Origin of the sequence: Neorhizobium sp. T25_27, assembly GCF_002968565.1 — a bacterium.
In the GTDB taxonomy this organism is placed as follows: domain Bacteria; phylum Pseudomonadota; class Alphaproteobacteria; order Rhizobiales; family Rhizobiaceae; genus Neorhizobium; species Neorhizobium tomejilense.
On record NZ_PVBJ01000004.1, the window covers coordinates 12,955 to 29,716 of the forward strand.

Below are 16,762 nucleotides of genomic sequence, written 5' to 3' on the forward strand. Positions count from 1 at the left end.
CCCGATTCCCGCATTCGGAGGAAACACCATGGCCACGATCGATGCCGGCGCTGCGACCGGCCGGACGGTCATCTACCGCCACAGCCTGCTGGTGCGCTTGTCGCACTGGGTGAATGTGCTCTGCATGACCGTGCTGCTGTTCAGCGGCCTGCAGATATTCAATGCCCATCCGGCGCTGTACTGGGGCCAATACGGTGCGAATAACGATCCTTCCTTCATTTCCATGGAGGCGGTCGAGGATGGCGACAAGGCGAAGGGCCTCACGCATATCGGTTCGCTCACCTTCGACACGACCGGATTTCTCGGCGTTTCCGACGTGGACGGCGAGGCGACCGCACGAGGGTTCCCCGATTGGCTGACGATCCCGAGCTATCAGGATCTCGCAAGCGGCCGGCGCTGGCATTTCTTCTTTGCGTGGCTGTTCGTCATCAACGGCTTCATCTATCTCGCCTATGGATTGGTGAGCCGTCATTTCCGCCGCGATCTCCTGCCGGCCCGGGACGAACTGACGCCCGCCCATATCGGCCACGAAATCGTCAATCACGCCCGGCTGCGGTTTGCGAAAGGGCCGGAGGCGCGGCATTACAACACGCTGCAGAAGCTCAGCTATGTCGCGGTGATCATCCTGCTCCTGCCGCTGATGATCCTGACGGGGCTCACCATGTCGCCCGGCTTTAATGCCGTGGCACCCTGGCTGCTCGATGTCTTCGGCGGCCGGCAGTCGGCCCGCACGATCCATTTTCTCACCGCGTTTTCGCTGGTCGCCTTCGTGGTGGTCCACGTCGCGATGGTGATCCTGTCGGGCGTCTTCAACAATCTGCGTTCGATGATCACCGGCTATTACGCGATCGACCAAGGGGACATTAAGGGAGGCAAGCAATGACCAGCATCCTCACCCGCCGCCGCTTTCTGATCGGCGCGACCATGACGGCTTCGGCGCTCGGTTTGAACGGCTGCGACGCGCTTGTCGAAAGCGACCGGACGAAATCGGTCCTCAAGATCGCCGAGGGGCTTTCGATGAAAACCCAGCGCTTCCTGCTCGGCGACAACGCGCTGGCGCGCGAGTTCACGGAGGCGGACCTGTCCCCGGTCTTCCGCGCCAACGGCACCAGCATGCCGGACAATCCGCAATATCTCGACTGGATGAGCCGGCAGTTCTCGACGTGGAAGCTGGAGGTCGGCGGCCTGGTCGAAAAGCCGATGCAGCTGTCGCTTGCTGAATTGAGGGCCCTGCCGGCCCGCACCCAGATTACCCGGCACGACTGCGTCGAAGGCTGGAGCGCCATCGGCAAATGGACCGGCGTGCCGCTCGGCGCTCTGCTCAAGACGGTCGGCCTGAAGCCCGAAGCCCGCTACATCGTCTTCCATTGCGCCGACGAATACGAAAAGTCGCTCGATGGCAGCGGCTGGTACTACGAGAGCATCGACCTGGTGGATGCCTTCCATCCCCAGACCATTCTCGCCCACACGATGAACGGCCGGGACCTCGAAGTCGCGCATGGCGCGCCGCTACGGCTGCGTGTCGAGCGCCAACTCGGCTACAAGCACGCAAAATATCTGACCCGCATCGAGGCGGTGGCCGATCTCGGTCGCCTTTATGGCGGCAACGGCGGTTTCTGGGAGGATCGCGGCTACGAATGGTATGCCGGGATCTGACGAGGCTTTAAGTTCCCGCCTGTGCCGGAGCAACTCTCGGAAGCCGGATGATGAACCGGGTGCCGCGGGCCTTGCTGGCGGGCGGGCTCTCGACGGCGATCGATCCGCCGAGAACTTCGGTGACGATCTGGTGGACGATATGCAGCCCGAGACCCGTACCGCCGCTGTGACGGGCCGTGGAAAAGAAGGGTTCAAATATCTTCTGGATGTCCGTCTCGTTTATCCCGCGACCGTCGTCGGTGAATTCGATGAGGACCTGGTCTGCCAGTCTGCGGACATCGATACTGATCATGCCAGGTTTGCCGGCATCGAAGGCATGCAGCAGCGAATTGTTGAGAAGGTTCGACAGGACCTGGGCAAACGGTCCCGGATAGGTGGTGATCGCCAGATCAGCGGGCACGTTCAACGCCATGCTGACGCCGGCGCTGGCGTCCCATTTGCGCAGGCGCGGATCGGCATCGGGAATGAATGCGGCGAGATCGATATCCCGCCGCTCCAGCGTCGCGCGGTCGACCGCAACCTGTTTGAAACGCTGAACCAGCGCGGTGCACCGGTGGATAGCGTCGCGCACCAGATCGAGGCTGGTATCGCTGTCTGCGACATAGAGGTCGAGATCCGAGCGGCGCAGCCCCGCTGCAATCCGTTCCTTGAAAAGCCTGAGATCCTTGGCGGCCTTGCTGAGCACGAGTGCCGCACTTCCAAGCGGCGTGTTCATCTCATGGGCGACGCCGGCAACCATCAGGCCCAGCGACGACAGCCGTTCGGCTCGCGCAAGCTCCCGCTGGGTCACGTTCAGTTTTTCATTGGTGTCGCGCAGCGCCTTGTTCGTGTCTTCCATCTGCCGCGCCCATTCCGCCTCGGCCTCCATGCCGTTGGCCAGGCGGCCGGTTACCGCCAGCGCCACCATGGCGAGGATTGCCGCGACCGCGCCGAGAATGAGTTTCCCCCTCGTTTCCTGATCGTTGATCGCGGCCGCCGAGTCACGGGCGAGCAGATAGAGGTCGGCACCCGCGGCACGTCTTTCCGTGACTTCGCCTGTTGCCAGTAAGCTCGCAACGGGCTGGAAGCGGCGGTAGTTCCAAACGCCGTCCCTGCTGCCGAAAAGCCCTCTGTCCCCCTTGCCGATCGCCCGCAACATCTCCGCCTCAGCCGGGCCGGGCGTTGAGGCCCCAAGCTGCCAGCCCCAGTTCGCATCCGCATTTGGACCTTGGAGCCAGTATCCGGCCTGGTTCATCAGATAGAGCTCGACGCTCCTGTCGAGCCGCTTCAGGCGTTCAAGCAATCGCGTGGCGCGGTAGTTGATGACGATGATGCCCTGCTTGATCCCATTGCGGAAGACGGGGCTTGCTACGCGCAACGTCGGCAGATGGGGGACCTCGACCACGCCGTTGTCGATATTCAGATCGAGGGCAGAGAAATAGAGACCGTTCAGCGGCAGCGGAATCGTATCGCGAAAATAGGGTTGGTCCGCCTTGTTCTGCAGCTGCTCGCTGCTCACGACGACCGGTTCCGCGCCGCTGCGGCGGTTGACGCGCAGCCGTTCATTGCCGTCATTATCCAGCCACCGTACCTGATCGTAATCCGGCGAGCTGGCGGCGAAACTCTGGAAGATCTCGGCGCTCAGCGGAGCAGGCCGAGTGGTCGTTTCACCGAAGCGCGATTGCAGGTCGGCGAGAAACAGGGCGTCGCGGCCAAGCCGGTCCAGAGCCCGGCCGAGAATGTCATAGCCTTGCGACAGGGTCTCCTCCCTGTTGCGAATCTGGGGTTCCCGCGCGTTCGCGCCGATCTGATGCCAGAGCAATGGAACGCCGATGCCAAGTCCCACCATCCAGGGTATCACGAAGACGGCAAGTCGCCTGCGATGGCGATAAATGGCCCGGAGAGACGGAAACATGCGGAGTGGAGACGCGGGGATCATCGGCCGCTACACCGTCTTGACCAGCGAGTTTTGCAACCGCGCCAGGAATTTCTCGAAGGGCTCCGGGCGAGCGTAGAAATAACCCTGCGCCAGGATGCATTTTCTTGCCCGCAGCCATTCCGCCTGCTGCTCGGTCTCGACACCTTCGGCGAGGACACGCATGTTCATGCGCTCGCCAAGCCGAATGATCATCTCGACGATCAGGTCACTCTGGCTGGACTCTCCGAGACCGGCAATGAACGACGGGTCGATCTTGAGCGTGGCTGCCTCGAACGACCGGAGCTTCGTCAGCGAAGAATAGCCGGTGCCGAAATCGTCGATGGCGATCGCGAAACCTTCGCTTCTGAGAATGGAGAGCATGTTGTTGGCGTGCTGGTGCTCTTCCATCGCGACAGTCTCGGTAATTTCCAGTTCCAGCCGATCCGGGGACAGGCCATAACGGCGCGTGGTGGCGATCAGTTCGTCTATGAATTCCTTTCGCCCAAGCTGTATCGGCGAGACATTGACGGCGATCGTGACGCTTGGGAATCCTGCTTCGCTCATGGACCGTAGCGCGCTGCATGCCTGTTCCAGGATTTGCTGACCCAGGGGCACGATCAGCCCGTTCGCCTCTGCGAGCGGAATGAAATCTGCCGGAAATACGACCGAACCGTCCGGACGCGTCCAGCGCGCCAGGATTTCGGCGCCGACGATCCGATTGTCGGCGAGGTCGATCTGCGGCTGGAATACGACGCTGATTTCCCGGTTGAGCAGCGCCTTGTAAAGCTGCTGCGAAAGAGCGAACCGACGGCGCGTCTCGTCTTCGACATTGGGGTCGTATTCGATGAGTTGCCCGCTCGTCCCCTTCAGTCCCGCCTTCTTCAGGAGCAGAAGCCCGGTCGCGATGACGGTTTGAGCCGACGTGAAGTGATTGAGATCGAGGGAGGCCGCTTCCGCGCCGAAGAACAGGGCTTCGGGCGAATGGGCGCCCGCTTCGAGACGATTTACATAGTCGATCCGCACGAGATATTCCGGTCCGAGCACGGCAAATACGTCTTCGTGCAGACGCGCGATCATGCAGGGCGGCGGAAAGGCCGCTGCCAGACGCTTCACGAAAGCGCGCAGCAGATGATCGCCCTGTTCGACCCCGAGCGAGACGCAGCTTCTCGCATACTGGTTCAGTTCGATGAACAGGACCTTCCGTCTGCGCGGCGGGGGAACCTCGAGCGCCGCTTGAATGCCGCGCTTCAGCGCGTTGCCGTTCGCGATCTCGAGCAGGCCGTCTTCATAGGCGGTGCGGTCGAGTTGGCTGGTCAGCGCCACATTGATCAGGCCGGTGCCGATATTGGTCGCGAAGACCCGCAGCAATTCCCGCTCCGTGTCGTCGATTCGCCTGTTTGTGGCGATGTACGCCGCTGCAGGAGGTGCGACCGCCTGGCCCTGGAAAAACAGAACCTGTGCTTTCGCGGTTTCGATACTCGCCTGCTCGTCGAGCGAGCGCTGGATCAGGTCGCGAATGGATTCGTCTTGGATGGTATCGAGGGTCTGGTTGAGGACCGAAGCGAACCGCCCTGCCGAGCCGATGATCTTCGGTGGCTGTTCGCGGTCACGCCCGCGGACGCAGACGATGCCATCCTCGCTGACGCCGAGAAGTGCGGCCAGTTCGTGGATCATCCGGCGGGAGAAGTCCTCGAATCCTGACGACCTCGCCAGGCTATTGCTCGCCTCCACAATGCTCTGGAGGCCCCGGCGCGCGCGGTTCAGCACGTCGATCTGCTCGAAGGTCCTGAGATTCGCAGTGAGAATGCTGTGAAGCCGCTCATTGGTCAGGTCGGTCTTCAGCCAGTAATCGGCAATATCATAGGTCTCGAGCGACGATTGCATCGGCGCGATGCCCGGTTGCCCCGTGAGAAGCACGATACGCAGCTGCGAGTTGCCGAGCACCTCGCGGATCGTGCGAACCAGCCTGAGCCCCGCATCGTCCGTCTCCATCACGACATCGAGCAGCAGGACCGCGACCGAAGGCGTTTCGAGCAGAAGCTTGGCCGCCTCGTTGGCAGAAGAGGCCATCAGTATCCGCGGCGCGATGCCGCGATAGGTGAAGCCAGAAAGCGAGAGCCTGAGGGAGTTCTGGAACATCTCGTCGTCATCGACGCTCAAGATGGTGAAATCCCTCATCTCCGTTTGGAACTGGTCGGGCGAAGCCCCTGTCTGGGCGGCGGGCTCTGGATGAAATTCGAAGAGATCCTGAGATTTCTTTTCTTGTTCGATATCGCCCACGGACACATCCCCCGATTGTCACGCAAGGGTTGCCCCTGCATTTCCGCGAATCCATTAATTCACTCAAAACCAAGTATGTCTCGCAAAAAGATGCAGCGAGGTCGAGATTTTGGTCTTAACCTCGGATCGAGGCCGTTGCGGCGTGGGGATGGTCGCCGTAAAAGGCGGAACCTCTCAAGCGGCGCTTGACCTGCGGCCGTGCGGAAGGCCGGGCGCCGAAAACTTTTCTCCTTTCGGGCCTGCCACTGCTTGAGGAAGCCCACCGCTTCGGCGAAAAGGTATTGCCGCGTCTCGATGTCTCACGCGAGATGTCGGCATCGCGTCATTCACCTGGTAGACGCTCTTCGATCGTGATCTTTCCACGGTCAGGACCGCCTGATTCTCCGGCAAAGGTAAGAGCCCTTGGCAGCCAGCCCATCCGACTTTCTAGAGCAGACGGCAGTCCGGGGCGATAGCCTTGCGGCGCGGGTGCTGAAGGGCGTCGAGGCCGCGCTCGGCACCATTGCAGCGCTCATCCTCGCCTTTCTGCTGATGGTCGTGCTGGTCAGCGTCTGCCTGCGCTATTTCTTCAGTACCGGCTTCATCGGTGCCGAAGACCTCGGGATATGGCTGCATGTGGCGCTGATCTCGATCGGCGCCCCCCTCAGCCTCAACAGTGCGCTGGCCATGCGGCTCGATGCCTTCGTGCGTTTGGCTCCCATCCGACTGGTGCCGGCGACCCACGTTCTGGCCGACGTGTTCACCGTGCTGGCCGCCATGATCCTGCTCTTCGGCGGTTCCGAAATCATGTCCATGCTCGGTGGCATTTCTCCGGCGCTCGGCGTTCCGGAGTGGATCCGCTTCGGTTTCTTAGGTGTCGGCGGCGTGCTGATCCTCGTCGTGCTCCTCCTGCAAAGGCTTGCCGAGGGCAGGGCGCTGCCGGTGCTGATATCGCTCGTCCTCGGGGCCGCGCTCTATTTTGGCGTTCCCGAAATCTTTATCGACAGCGAGCTGCCGCCGAGCCTGTTCCTGGCGCTGGTGGCAGCACTCGGTCTGGTCCTGGCCGCCCCGCTGGCGCATGCGTTCCTGGCGGCAGCCTATGTGGCGATCGCCTTCGGCAGCAGCCTGCCGGAACCGGCGATCGTCTCTTCGACGGTGGCCGGCATGTCGAAATTCCTGCTGCTCGCCATTCCGTTCTTCTTGCTGGCCGGCGGGCTGCTGACCTCTTCCGGCGTCGCCAACCAGCTCGTCCGGTTCGCGGCATCCATGGTCGGCCATCGCCGGGCGGGACTAGCGCAGACGACGCTTCTGACCAGCGTGCTGTTTTCCGGCGCATCGGGTTCGTCCGTTGCGAATGCCGCCTTCGGCGCCTCCACCTTCCAGCCGGAACTGGTGAAGCACGGTTACCCACCGGCACAGGCAGGCGCGATCATCGCCGCCACCTCGGTGCTCGACAACGTCATCCCGCCGTCGATCGCCTTCCTGATCCTTGCGACGGCCACCAATCTGTCGGTCGGTTCGCTGCTGGTCGGCGGCTTTTTCGCCGGCGGCCTGATGGCGGTTTGCCTCGCCGTGGCCATCCATCTGTCCGTCAGAGAGCAAGTTGCCTTGCCGCGCGCCTCGGGTCGCGAGCGCGGGCAGGCGGCGATCTCCGCCATTCCCGCCTTCGGTCTCGGCATCATCGTCGTGGTCGGCATCCGCATCGGCATCGTCACTACGACCGAGGCTGCGGCTCTCGCGGCCCTCTATACGATCATCCTCGCCGTCTGGGGCAGGGTCGGAGCAGGTTCGCTGCTCGCCTCGTTCCGGCAGGCGGCGACGGAGTCCGCTGCGATCGGCCTGCTGATCGGCACGGCCGGGCCTTTCGCCTTCCTGCTCGCGGTCGACAACGTTTCCGGCCTCGTCTCGGAACTCGTGACGATTTTCGGCGGCAGTGCGCTCGCGGTCCTCATCCTCTCCAACGTCATCCTTCTGGTCGTCGGACTGGTGCTCGATATCGGCGCGGCGATCCTGCTGTTCGGTCCGATCCTGTTGCCGGCAGCCGTCGCCGCAGGCATCGATCCGATCCATTTCGGCGTCATCATCGTCGTCAATCTGATGATCCACGGCCTGACCCCGCCGCTCGGCATGCTGATCTTTGTGGTCAGCGGCGTCACCCGCATTCCCGCGACCGCGCTGTTCAAGGCGGTCGTGCCCTATCTGCTTGCACTTCTGGTTTCCCTGGCGATCCTTTGCGCCTGGGCGATCATCTTCTGATTCTTCCATAATTCCGGGAACCTGAGACATGGACAACATCAACCGCCGAACCCTTCTGAAGACTGCCGCAGCAACCGGCGCGGCGCTCGCCGCTCCGGTTTTCGTGCGCAGCGCGGCCGCTCGCACGACGACGATCACCACCGCCTCGCTGCTTGGCGACGACAAGCCGGAATCGAAGATCTGGGTGAAGCTCGGCGAGCTGGTGGAAGCCAGGCTGCCCGGCCAGTTCAAGTTCAACGTCGTCAAGAACGGTGCGCTCGGTGGCGAGAAGGAAGTGGCAGAAGGCGCCCGCCTCGGTTCCGTGCAGGCAAGCCTTTCCACCGTCTCGTCACTGTCCGGCTGGGTACCGGAGCTGCAGGTCCTCGATCTGCCGTTCCTGTTCCGCGACGCAGCCCATGTCCGCAAGACGGTCGACGGCAATGTCGGTGCAGATCTCAAGCAGAAGCTCGCCGCCCAGAATTTCGTGATCGGCGATTTCATCAACTACGGCGCCCGCCATCTCTTGACCAAGGAGCCGGTCACCCGCCCGGAACAGCTGAAGGGCAAGAAGATCCGCGTCATCCAGAGCCCGCTGCACACCAAGCTGTGGGCCGCCTTCGGTACCGCCCCGGTCGGCATTCCGATCACCGAAACCTACAATGCGCTGGCGACCGGCGTCGCCGACGCCATGGATCTCACCAAATCCGCCTATGCCGGCTTCAAGCTTTATGAAGTCGTCCCCTGCATGACCGAAACCGGCCATATCTGGGCGTCCGGCGTCATCTATTATTCCGCCAGCTTCTGGAACCAGTTGAACGCCGAGCAGAAGGCGGTCTTCCAGGAGGCGTCGAAGGAAGGGGCCGCCTATTTCAACCAGCTCATCGTCGACGACGAGGCGGCATCCGTTGCCGTGTCGCTCAAGAATGGCGGCAAATTGCTGAAGCCGGAAGCCTTTGAGGAATGGCAGAAGGGCGCTCAAGGCGTCTGGCAGGATTTTGCCGCGATCGTCGGAGGCATCGACAGGATCAAGTCGATTCAGTCGGCCTGATGCGTTTTTTTGAAAGTTAAGAAAATTTAATGTGGCACCGCAAAAGCGGTGCCATTCATGTTTTTTCAGCTCGATTTAAGGCAAAAATGCCCGATTCCGGCCATTTTGACAGCGCCGGGTAAAGAGACGCCGCCTTCTTTCGACCCGAAAGCGAACACATTTTTGTGCACTGCAGTAATCGCCCTTGTCTCGGCCGTTAGCATGCCTATGTTTGCGGCAGCCGGTGCCTAATTTTTTAGACTCCTGCGTCTAGGGCGTTCGTCCCCCTTCACCTGACCGGTTTTCGGCAGGCCATTCCAGAAGGAGCATACAATGACAATTTCGATCAATAATTTCGCATCCGCCAATGGAGCGAAGCTTTCTCCGCAGCACATTGCCTCAGCCGTCGCCGAAACGCGACGTTCTGTCGGCTACAGCATCGAAGAGCTTGCCATCACGACCGGCCTCGTCAACGACGAGATCGTTCGCATTGAAAACGGCACCGATGCCGACCCGGCCAAGCTGAAGCGCATTGCCGCGGCACTCAAGGTTCCGGTTACGACCTTCCTGCCTTCTTGATACAAGGTTTTCCGGCCGCTTCGGCGGCCGGACCCTGTTTTGGGTCTTCTTCTTTTTCCTCTTGAAGGCCGTCCTGTCCGTCACACAAAGATGTAGCTTTCCCCGTCGACCAGTTCCTTCAGGAACTCCACCACCGTCCTCAGCCGCATCAGGTCGCGCGTCGTTTCATGATAAGTGGTCCAGTAGGACCTCCGGATGATGGTCTCGGGCAGCACGCGCACCAGTTCCGGATATTGCCGCGCCACATAGTCGTGCAGGATTCCGATGCCGGCCCCGGAACGCACCGCCTCGGTCTGGCCGATGGCGCTTGAAATCTCGAAGCTCGCATCCCAGTCCCGCATCACCTCGCCTGTAAAATTCAGGGACGGCGAAAAGATCAGGTCCTCGACGTAACCGATGCGCGGATGGCTTTTCAGCGCCTCGACCGTCCGCGGGGTTCCGGCCTGATCGAGATAGGACTTCGAGGCATAGAGGCCCAGCGTATAATCGGTCAGTTTCGAAGAGACGAGCCGGCCCTGTTCCGGACGTTCGATGGTGATGGCGATATCCGCCTCCCGCTGGGAGAGCGAGAAGGATCGCGGCACGGGCACCAGCTGCAGCTTGAGTTCCGGATGCCGGCGCGTCAGCCGCCCGAGCCGCGAGGCAAGGAAGGAGACCCCAAAACCGTCGGGCGCACCGATCCTGACCGTGCCGGCGATCGCCGCGTCGATCCGCCCGGTGCTCGCCTGCGCCGCCAGCATCTCCGTTTCCATCCGCTCGGCGGCCCGGAAGAACACCTCGCCCTCGGCGGTCAGCTCGCAGCCATTTGTGCGGCGGATGAGCAGGCGGGTGCGCAAATCCTCCTCCAGTGCCGTCACTCTTCGCCCGAGCGTCGCATGGTTGACACCGAGCCGCCGCGAAGCAGACAGGATCTGGCCGGTGCGGGCGACCGCCAGAAACATACGCACATCGTCCCAGTTCATCAGAGGCTCCAATGTCGAAATTTGCACAACGGATGCGTAAACTACGGCGTTGCCTTGTGCAAATCTGAGAGTATCCTCGGCTATTCAAAAAAGATCGCCACAAAAGGCAGGAGGAGCATACCCATGCGTGAGATCGGGCATTTCATCGGCGGCAAGCATGTCGCCGGCACCAGCGGCCGCGCGGCTGACGTCTTCAATCCGGCAACCGGCGAAGTCCAGGCGAAGGTTTCGCTCGCCAGCGTTTCGGAAATCCGCGCTGCCGTCGAAAACGCCAAGCAGGCCCAGCCGAAATGGGCTGCCACCAATCCGCAGCGCCGCGCCCGCGTGTTCATGAAATTCGTCGACCTGCTCAACCAGAACATGGACGAGCTCGCCGAAATGCTGTCCCGCGAACACGGCAAGACGATCGAGGATTCCAAGGGCGACGTCATCCGCGGCCTGGAAGTCTGCGAATTCGTGATCGGCATCCCGCACCTGTCGAAGGGCGAGTTTACCGAAGGCGCCGGTCCCCAGATCGACATGTATTCGATGCGCCAGCCGGTCGGCATCGGCGCCGGCATCACCCCGTTCAATTTCCCGGGCATGATCCCGATGTGGATGTTCGCGCCGGCGATCGCCTGCGGCAATGCCTTTATCCTCAAGCCGTCGGAGCGTGACCCGTCACTTCCGATCCGCCTTGCCGAACTGATGATCGAAGCGGGCCTGCCTGCCGGCATCCTGAACGTCGTCAACGGCGACAAGGCGGCCGTCGACGCGATCCTCACCGATCCGGATATCGGCGCCATCTCCTTCGTCGGCTCGACCCCGATCGCCCGCTACGTCTATGGTACGGCTGCCATGAACGGCAAGCGTGCGCAGTGCTTCGGCGGTGCCAAGAACCACATGATCATCATGCCGGATGCCGATCTCGACCAGGCCGTCAACGCGCTGATGGGCGCGGGCTACGGCTCGGCCGGCGAGCGCTGCATGGCTGTTTCGGTTGCTGTCCCGGTCGGCGAGGAAACCGCCAACCGTCTCGTCGAAAAGCTGATCCCGAAGATCGAGTCCCTGCGTATCGGTCCCTATACGGACGACAAGGCCGACATGGGCCCGGTCGTCACCAAGGAAGCTCATGCCCGCATCAACGGCCTGATCGACCGCGGCGTCGAGGAAGGCGCCAAGCTTCTGGTCGATGGCCGGGGCTTCAAGCTGCAGGGTTACGAGAACGGCTATTTCGTCGGTGGCACGCTGTTCGACAACGTCACGCCCGAGATGGACATCTACAAGCAGGAAATCTTCGGTCCGGTCCTTTCGGTCGTCCGCGCCCACAACTATGAGGAAGCGCTCGATCTGCCGATGAAGCACGAATACGGCAACGGCGTTGCGATCTACACCCGCGATGGCGATGCCGCCCGCGATTTTGCCAGCCGCATCAATATCGGCATGATCGGCATCAACGTGCCGATCCCGGTTCCGCTTGCCTACCATTCCTTCGGCGGCTGGAAGGCCTCCAGCTTCGGCGATCTGAACCAGCATGGCACGGATTCGATCAAGTTCTGGACCAAGACCAAGACGATCACCGCCCGCTGGCCGTCCGGCATCAAGGACGGTGCGGAATTCGTCATGCCGACGATGAAGTAGAACGACAATCAGGACAGAGCATCAGGCGGGCCTCTTCGGAGGCCCGTTTTTATTTTGGCGGTTGAAAGCTTCGTCGCGATGTAGAGCAGTGATTGAAATGGCATGTCGCGGCCTTACAATGAGGCGAAGAATCGGGCAGGCGGCCGTCTCGACGGTATTCGGCAAGGGGACACGACATCATGGCAATGGCAGAGACGGCGCCTCGGGCGGCGGAAGGACAGTCTTTTGAACGCGCATCCTTCACCGGCAGCGCCAGCGAATATTTCGGCATCTGGATCGTCAACGTTCTGCTGACGATCATCACCCTCAGCATCTATTCGGCCTGGGCGAAGGTGCGGCGCATGCGATATTTCTACGGCAACACGGTCGTTCTCGACCGTGCCTTCGAATATCACGCGACCGGCAAGCAGATCTTTATCGGCCGGCTGATCGTCACCGCGTTCGTGATCGTGCTCAACATCGGCACGGCGATCTTTCCGCCAGTCGGCATCGTGACCCCGATCCTGATCCTGATCGCTCTGCCGTGGCTCATCAAGCGCAGCCTGCGCTTCAACGCCCGGGTGACGAGCTATCGCAACGTGCGTTTCGATTTCGTCGGCACGGCAGGCGGCGCCTTCGTTGCGATCATGCTCGGCAGCTTGGTAGCCTTCATTTCCTTCGGCATCCTGGCGCCGCTTGCGAGCCGCTGGACCTGGCGATACCTCTTCAACAATCTGCGTTACGGCGACCGGCCGTTTTCCAGCGACCCCCAGCTTGGCCGGCTTTATGGCGTCTGGATCCTGCCGGCATTGATCGTGTTCCTGGGCAGCATCATCTTCGGGTTCATTGCCTTCATCGCGATCATGGGTGCCGCGACCGTCATGCGCGAGAGCGCCGAATTGACGAACACGCAGATGACCGTGCTGAGCATCGTCGGTCTCTACGCCGGTCTCTTCATCTATTTCATCCTCTACGGTATTGCTGGTCTCTTCTACCGGGCGGGTGCGCGCAACGTCGCCTGGTCGGCGGCGGAGCTCGACGGCCGCCATCAGCTGGTCAGCGATATCTCCCGGCCGCGTTATGCCTGGATCGCAATCAGCAATGTGATCGTCACCGTGCTGACGCTCGGGCTGATGCGCCCCTGGGCGGCGGTCCGGATGGCGCGGTATGTCAACGAACACACCGGTATCCGCATCAACGGCGACCCGGGCGAAATCCTCGCCTCGATCGAGGCGAGCGGTGCTGCGATCAGCGCCGAATACATGGATATGGAAGGGTTCGACTTTGGTTTCTGACGGAGCGGTCATCGCGAAAGGCGAATGGCATCCAGCCAATTCCAGCCGCGCAATCGAGGCCGTCCTGCGCGAGGACGGCACTCTCCTCGTCGCAGCGGAAGAGGGGCGGGTTCTCGCATCGGCTGTGCCGGAGCGGGCCGAGATCAGCGCGCGGGTCGGCTCGATCCCGCGGCGGGTGAGTTTCCCGGACGGTTCCGTGTTCGAGACGCGCGACAACGACGGGATCGACACCTATCTCCACGGCAAGCGCGGCGCCGGCGGCGGCTTGATCCACCGGCTGGAGCAGTTCCATCCGCGACTGATCGTCATGACGATTGCCGTCATGCTGCTTGCCGTCTCGATCTATCGGTTTGCAGTCCCCGTGCTGGTCGAGGTCGCCGTCCTGGTAACGCCGCCCTTCGTGCCGGAACTGATCGGCTCCGGCACGCTGGCATCCCTCGATCGGACTATCCTGAAACCGTCCGAATTGCCGGAAGGCGAACGGCAGGCGATTTCCGACGGCTTCGCAAAACTCGCCGTCCATTCGAAGGGGGGGCAAAAGGCCTATCATCTCTACTTCCGGGATGGCGGCGTGATCGGCCCGAACGCCTTCGCGCTGCCGGACGGCAGCCTGATCCTCACTGACGATCTGGTGAAGCTCGCCGGCGGCGACCGAGAAATGGTTCTTGGCGTGCTCGGCCACGAGATCGCCCACGTCGAAGGCGAGCACAGCCTGCGGCAGCTCTACCGCGCCGCAGGCGTCGCCGCGCTGGTCATGCTGATTGCCGGCGATGTCGGCTCGGGCGTCGAGGACATCCTCACACAGGGCGGCGCACTGGTGGCGCTGTCCTATTCCCGGGCCGCGGAAGCGGAGGCGGACCGCCGGTCTGTCGAGCTGATGCGTGCAGCCGGCTACGACCCGGCAGCACTGGCCCGCTTCTTCGCGGTCCTCGAAGACAAGCTTGGAGATCATGAAGACGCAAACATTCTCTCGAGCCATCCGGGCACCCCGCAGCGCCAGCAGGACATCCGCAATTATGCCGCTGAACTGGAAGGTAGGCTTCAGGCAAGGTAGCCGTGATCGATAGCCTCCATTGACGTTTCCGCAGACTATCCTAATTTAGTCCGCGGAGTAGGAGTGGGGATGTATGTCCATGGTGTACGAGTGGGATGCGAAGCGTGCCCGCCGCGCGTATCTGGCGAAGATCGGCCTTAGCCTGCTGGCTGCAATGGTGGTGGTAGCTGTCCCGGCCTGGGTGGCGATCGCGATGACCAGTTGATGCGAGCCGAAACTTTTCCGGCGCCGCCGCGGATCCGGAATAGCGAACTGAGGCTGCGGGAAATCGACCCATAATAAAGCGAGGTCTTCCCGGGAGAGCCCGCCCGGAGGTCTGCCTATCCCCCTGATCCAGCGTGAATTCGGCTTTCCGGTCTTCGATTGTGGACGAACAATTCGTCGCTTGAATTCCGCGCCGATGAAGGCAAGCTGGCGCAGCGCGAAAACTTGATGACAATTTTCTTATTTTGGAATTGTTCAAAACTAGCGGAGCCATTATATAGGGCGGGTACGAGTCTCGGGAGACCAGCATGCGCTTGACCAAACAGACGAATTACGCAGTACGGATGCTGATGTATTGTGCCGCCAACGAAGGCCACCTCAGCCGGATCCCCGAGATCGCAAGAGCATACGGTGTTTCCGAACTCTTCCTCTTCAAGATCCTCCAGCCGCTCACGAAGGCCGGCCTGGTGGAAACCGTGCGCGGTCGCAACGGTGGCGTAAGGCTTGGCCGCGCTGCCGATCGCATCACCCTTTTCGATGTCATCAAGGTGACTGAAGACAGCTTTGCCATGGCGGAGTGCTTCGAAGAGGGAGTCGCGGAATGCCCGCTTGTTGACAGCTGCGGCCTGAATGCTGCGCTTCGCAAGGCGCTCAACGCTTTCTTCGACGTGCTCGCCGAATACACGATCGACGACCTCGTCAAGGCGCGTCCGCAGATCAATTTTCTGCTGGGCATCGATATGCTGCATCTGCCAAAGGCCATCCCGAAGGTCATCGCGCCGGCCGCTTGATCCTGCCCGTTCCTGCTTCTTGAAGGCGCCGCCGTTGAGGCCGGCGCCTTTTTGCTGTCCCCGTATGCGGCAGAAGAGGTTGACCTCCCGCCCATTTGCAATAGAAGGGGACTAGGCGTTTTTCTGGCTTTTGTCAGTTTTCTTTCCTGTGGCGCCTTCAGGATTAAGCCATGCCCCTTTCGGAATTGCGCACCTTCGCGCTGACTGCGCTGATCGGTACTGCCGGTGCGCTGATCGCAATTCTCATTGCCTTTCCGGCTCCTTACCTCATCGGTCCGGCAATCGCGATCACCGTTGCAGGGCTTGCCGGGCTGAACCTGGCGGTGCCGGCGAAGGTCCGCAACGTCTGTTTCATCGTCGTCGGTGTGTCGATGGGGGCGACTGTCACGCCGGAGGTGATCGTCGCGGCGCGCACCTGGCCTCTGAGTTTCGTCATGGTGCTCGTGGCGGTGGTGATCCTGCTTTATGCAAGCTCGTGGGTGCTGCAGCGGTTCTTCCACTATGACCGGATCACCGCGCTTCTCGCCTCTTCCCCCGGCCATCTGAGTTACGTGCTCAGCCTCGCCGCCGAAACCCGTTGCGACCTGCGCGCCGTCAGTGTCGGCCAGAGCGTGCGCGTGCTGGCACTGACGGTTACGGTTCCGTTGATCGTGGAGATCTTCGATCTGGTCGGCACCGATCCGGTTCTGGTGCCTCTGGCGATGAGCACACCCGTTCTCCTGGTCATGCTTGCGGTCTCAGCGCTGTTCGGCCTGCTGTTCATGCGCTGGAATTTTCCGGCAGCCCTGCTGCTGGGCGGCGTCGTGGTGTCGATCGCCACGCACGTGACGGGGTTCGTCAGCGGCGGCGTTCCGGACTGGCTGCTGGTTCCGACTTACGTCATCCTCGGTTCGGTCATCGGCACGCGCTTCTGCGGCGTGTCGATTACCGATTTGCGCACCGCTTTCGTGGCCGGCGGCGTGGTGACCGTGGTCGTCATCGTGCTTGCGGCGGCGATTGCCGGCGGGGTTTCATATCTGACCGGCGTGCCGCTCGATGCGGCGCTGATCGCCTTTGCGCCGGGTGGGCTCGAAACAATGTCGGCGATGGCTGTCATGCTGCATGCCGATCCGACCTATGTCGGCGCCCACCACGTGTTGCGGCTGATGTTCCTGTCGGTGCTGATGCCAATCGTGCTCGGCAAGGACGCCCGGCAGCGTTGAGC

14 protein-coding genes and 1 pseudogene are annotated in these 16,762 nt (G+C 61.8%); 12 read left to right on the forward strand and 3 right to left on the reverse strand.

What is annotated here, in order from left to right; genetic code table 11:
* Nucleotides 1–28: 28 nt before the first annotated feature.
* Nucleotides 29–883: a cytochrome b/b6 domain-containing protein gene (locus C5J24_RS13330; protein ID WP_105418456.1), complete on the forward strand. Its 855-nt coding sequence runs from the start codon at nucleotides 29–31 to the stop codon at nucleotides 881–883.
* Complete coding sequence (locus C5J24_RS13335; RefSeq protein ID WP_105402164.1) at nucleotides 880–1,656, forward strand: molybdopterin-binding protein; 777 nt, start codon at nucleotides 880–882, stop codon at nucleotides 1,654–1,656. The genes C5J24_RS13330 and C5J24_RS13335 overlap by 4 nt, the downstream gene beginning before the upstream one ends.
* 7 nt (nucleotides 1,657–1,663) lie before the next feature.
* On the opposite strand, the gene C5J24_RS13340 is transcribed toward C5J24_RS13335, so the two are convergent.
* Together C5J24_RS13340 and C5J24_RS13345 are read right to left on the reverse strand one after the other, a co-directional pair.
* Nucleotides 1,664–3,484: a sensor histidine kinase gene (locus tag C5J24_RS13340; RefSeq protein WP_172723964.1), complete on the reverse strand. Its 1,821-nt coding sequence runs from the start codon at nucleotides 3,482–3,484 to the stop codon at nucleotides 1,664–1,666.
* Between the two features lie 96 nt (nucleotides 3,485–3,580).
* Nucleotides 3,581–5,713 carry a bifunctional diguanylate cyclase/phosphodiesterase gene (locus C5J24_RS13345; protein ID WP_172723965.1) on the reverse strand — a complete coding sequence of 711 codons (2,133 nt, stop codon included), beginning with the start codon at nucleotides 5,711–5,713 and terminating at the stop codon, nucleotides 3,581–3,583.
* Between the two features lie 341 nt (nucleotides 5,714–6,054).
* On the opposite strand from C5J24_RS13345, the pseudogene C5J24_RS32365 reads away from it, so the two are divergent.
* The 4 genes and pseudogenes from C5J24_RS32365 to C5J24_RS13365 all read left to right on the forward strand — a co-directional run.
* Nucleotides 6,055–6,170 (forward strand): annotated as a pseudogene (locus C5J24_RS32365) (alkanesulfonate monooxygenase); the annotation flags it as partial.
* 65 nt (nucleotides 6,171–6,235) lie between these two features.
* Entirely contained in the window at nucleotides 6,236–8,068 is a 1,833-nt protein-coding gene (locus tag C5J24_RS13355; RefSeq protein ID WP_105418462.1) for a TRAP transporter large permease subunit, read from the forward strand.
* A 28-nt stretch (nucleotides 8,069–8,096) separates the two neighbouring features.
* Entirely contained in the window at nucleotides 8,097–9,095 is a 999-nt protein-coding gene (locus tag C5J24_RS13360; protein ID WP_105418464.1) for a TRAP transporter substrate-binding protein, read from the forward strand.
* Nucleotides 9,096–9,407: 312 nt separating this feature from the next.
* Entirely contained in the window at nucleotides 9,408–9,653 is a 246-nt protein-coding gene (locus tag C5J24_RS13365) for a helix-turn-helix domain-containing protein (protein ID WP_038539927.1), read from the forward strand.
* Nucleotides 9,654–9,733: 80 nt separating this feature from the next.
* Here C5J24_RS13365 and C5J24_RS13370 read toward each other — a convergent pair whose 3' ends face one another.
* Nucleotides 9,734–10,615: a LysR family transcriptional regulator gene (locus tag C5J24_RS13370; RefSeq protein WP_105418466.1), complete on the reverse strand. Its 882-nt coding sequence runs from the start codon at nucleotides 10,613–10,615 to the stop codon at nucleotides 9,734–9,736.
* A gap of 123 nt (nucleotides 10,616–10,738) precedes the next feature.
* Between C5J24_RS13370 and C5J24_RS13375 the strand changes: the two genes are divergently transcribed.
* The 6 genes from C5J24_RS13375 (at nucleotide 10,739) to C5J24_RS13395 (ending at nucleotide 16,760) form a co-directional block, all read left to right on the forward strand.
* Nucleotides 10,739–12,235, forward strand: a complete 1,497-nt coding sequence (locus C5J24_RS13375; protein WP_105418468.1) for a CoA-acylating methylmalonate-semialdehyde dehydrogenase — start codon at nucleotides 10,739–10,741, stop codon at nucleotides 12,233–12,235.
* Between the two features lie 179 nt (nucleotides 12,236–12,414).
* On the forward strand, nucleotides 12,415–13,509 hold the full coding sequence (locus C5J24_RS13380) for a YjgN family protein (protein WP_105418470.1): 1,095 nt from the start codon (nucleotides 12,415–12,417) through the stop codon (nucleotides 13,507–13,509).
* Complete coding sequence (locus C5J24_RS13385) at nucleotides 13,499–14,563, forward strand: M48 family metallopeptidase (protein ID WP_105418472.1); 1,065 nt, start codon at nucleotides 13,499–13,501, stop codon at nucleotides 14,561–14,563. The genes C5J24_RS13380 and C5J24_RS13385 overlap by 11 nt, the downstream gene beginning before the upstream one ends.
* A 79-nt stretch (nucleotides 14,564–14,642) precedes the next feature.
* On the forward strand, nucleotides 14,643–14,768 hold the full coding sequence (locus C5J24_RS32555) for a hypothetical protein (RefSeq protein WP_256427172.1): 126 nt from the start codon (nucleotides 14,643–14,645) through the stop codon (nucleotides 14,766–14,768).
* A 307-nt stretch (nucleotides 14,769–15,075) separates the two neighbouring features.
* Nucleotides 15,076–15,558, forward strand: coding sequence for an iron-responsive transcriptional regulator RirA (gene rirA / locus C5J24_RS13390; RefSeq protein WP_046664702.1), 483 nt, complete (start codon nucleotides 15,076–15,078; stop codon nucleotides 15,556–15,558).
* Between the two features lie 170 nt (nucleotides 15,559–15,728).
* Nucleotides 15,729–16,760, forward strand: coding sequence for an AbrB family transcriptional regulator (locus C5J24_RS13395; RefSeq protein WP_105418474.1), 1,032 nt, complete (start codon nucleotides 15,729–15,731; stop codon nucleotides 16,758–16,760).
* The last annotated feature ends 2 nt before the right edge of the window (nucleotides 16,761–16,762 follow it).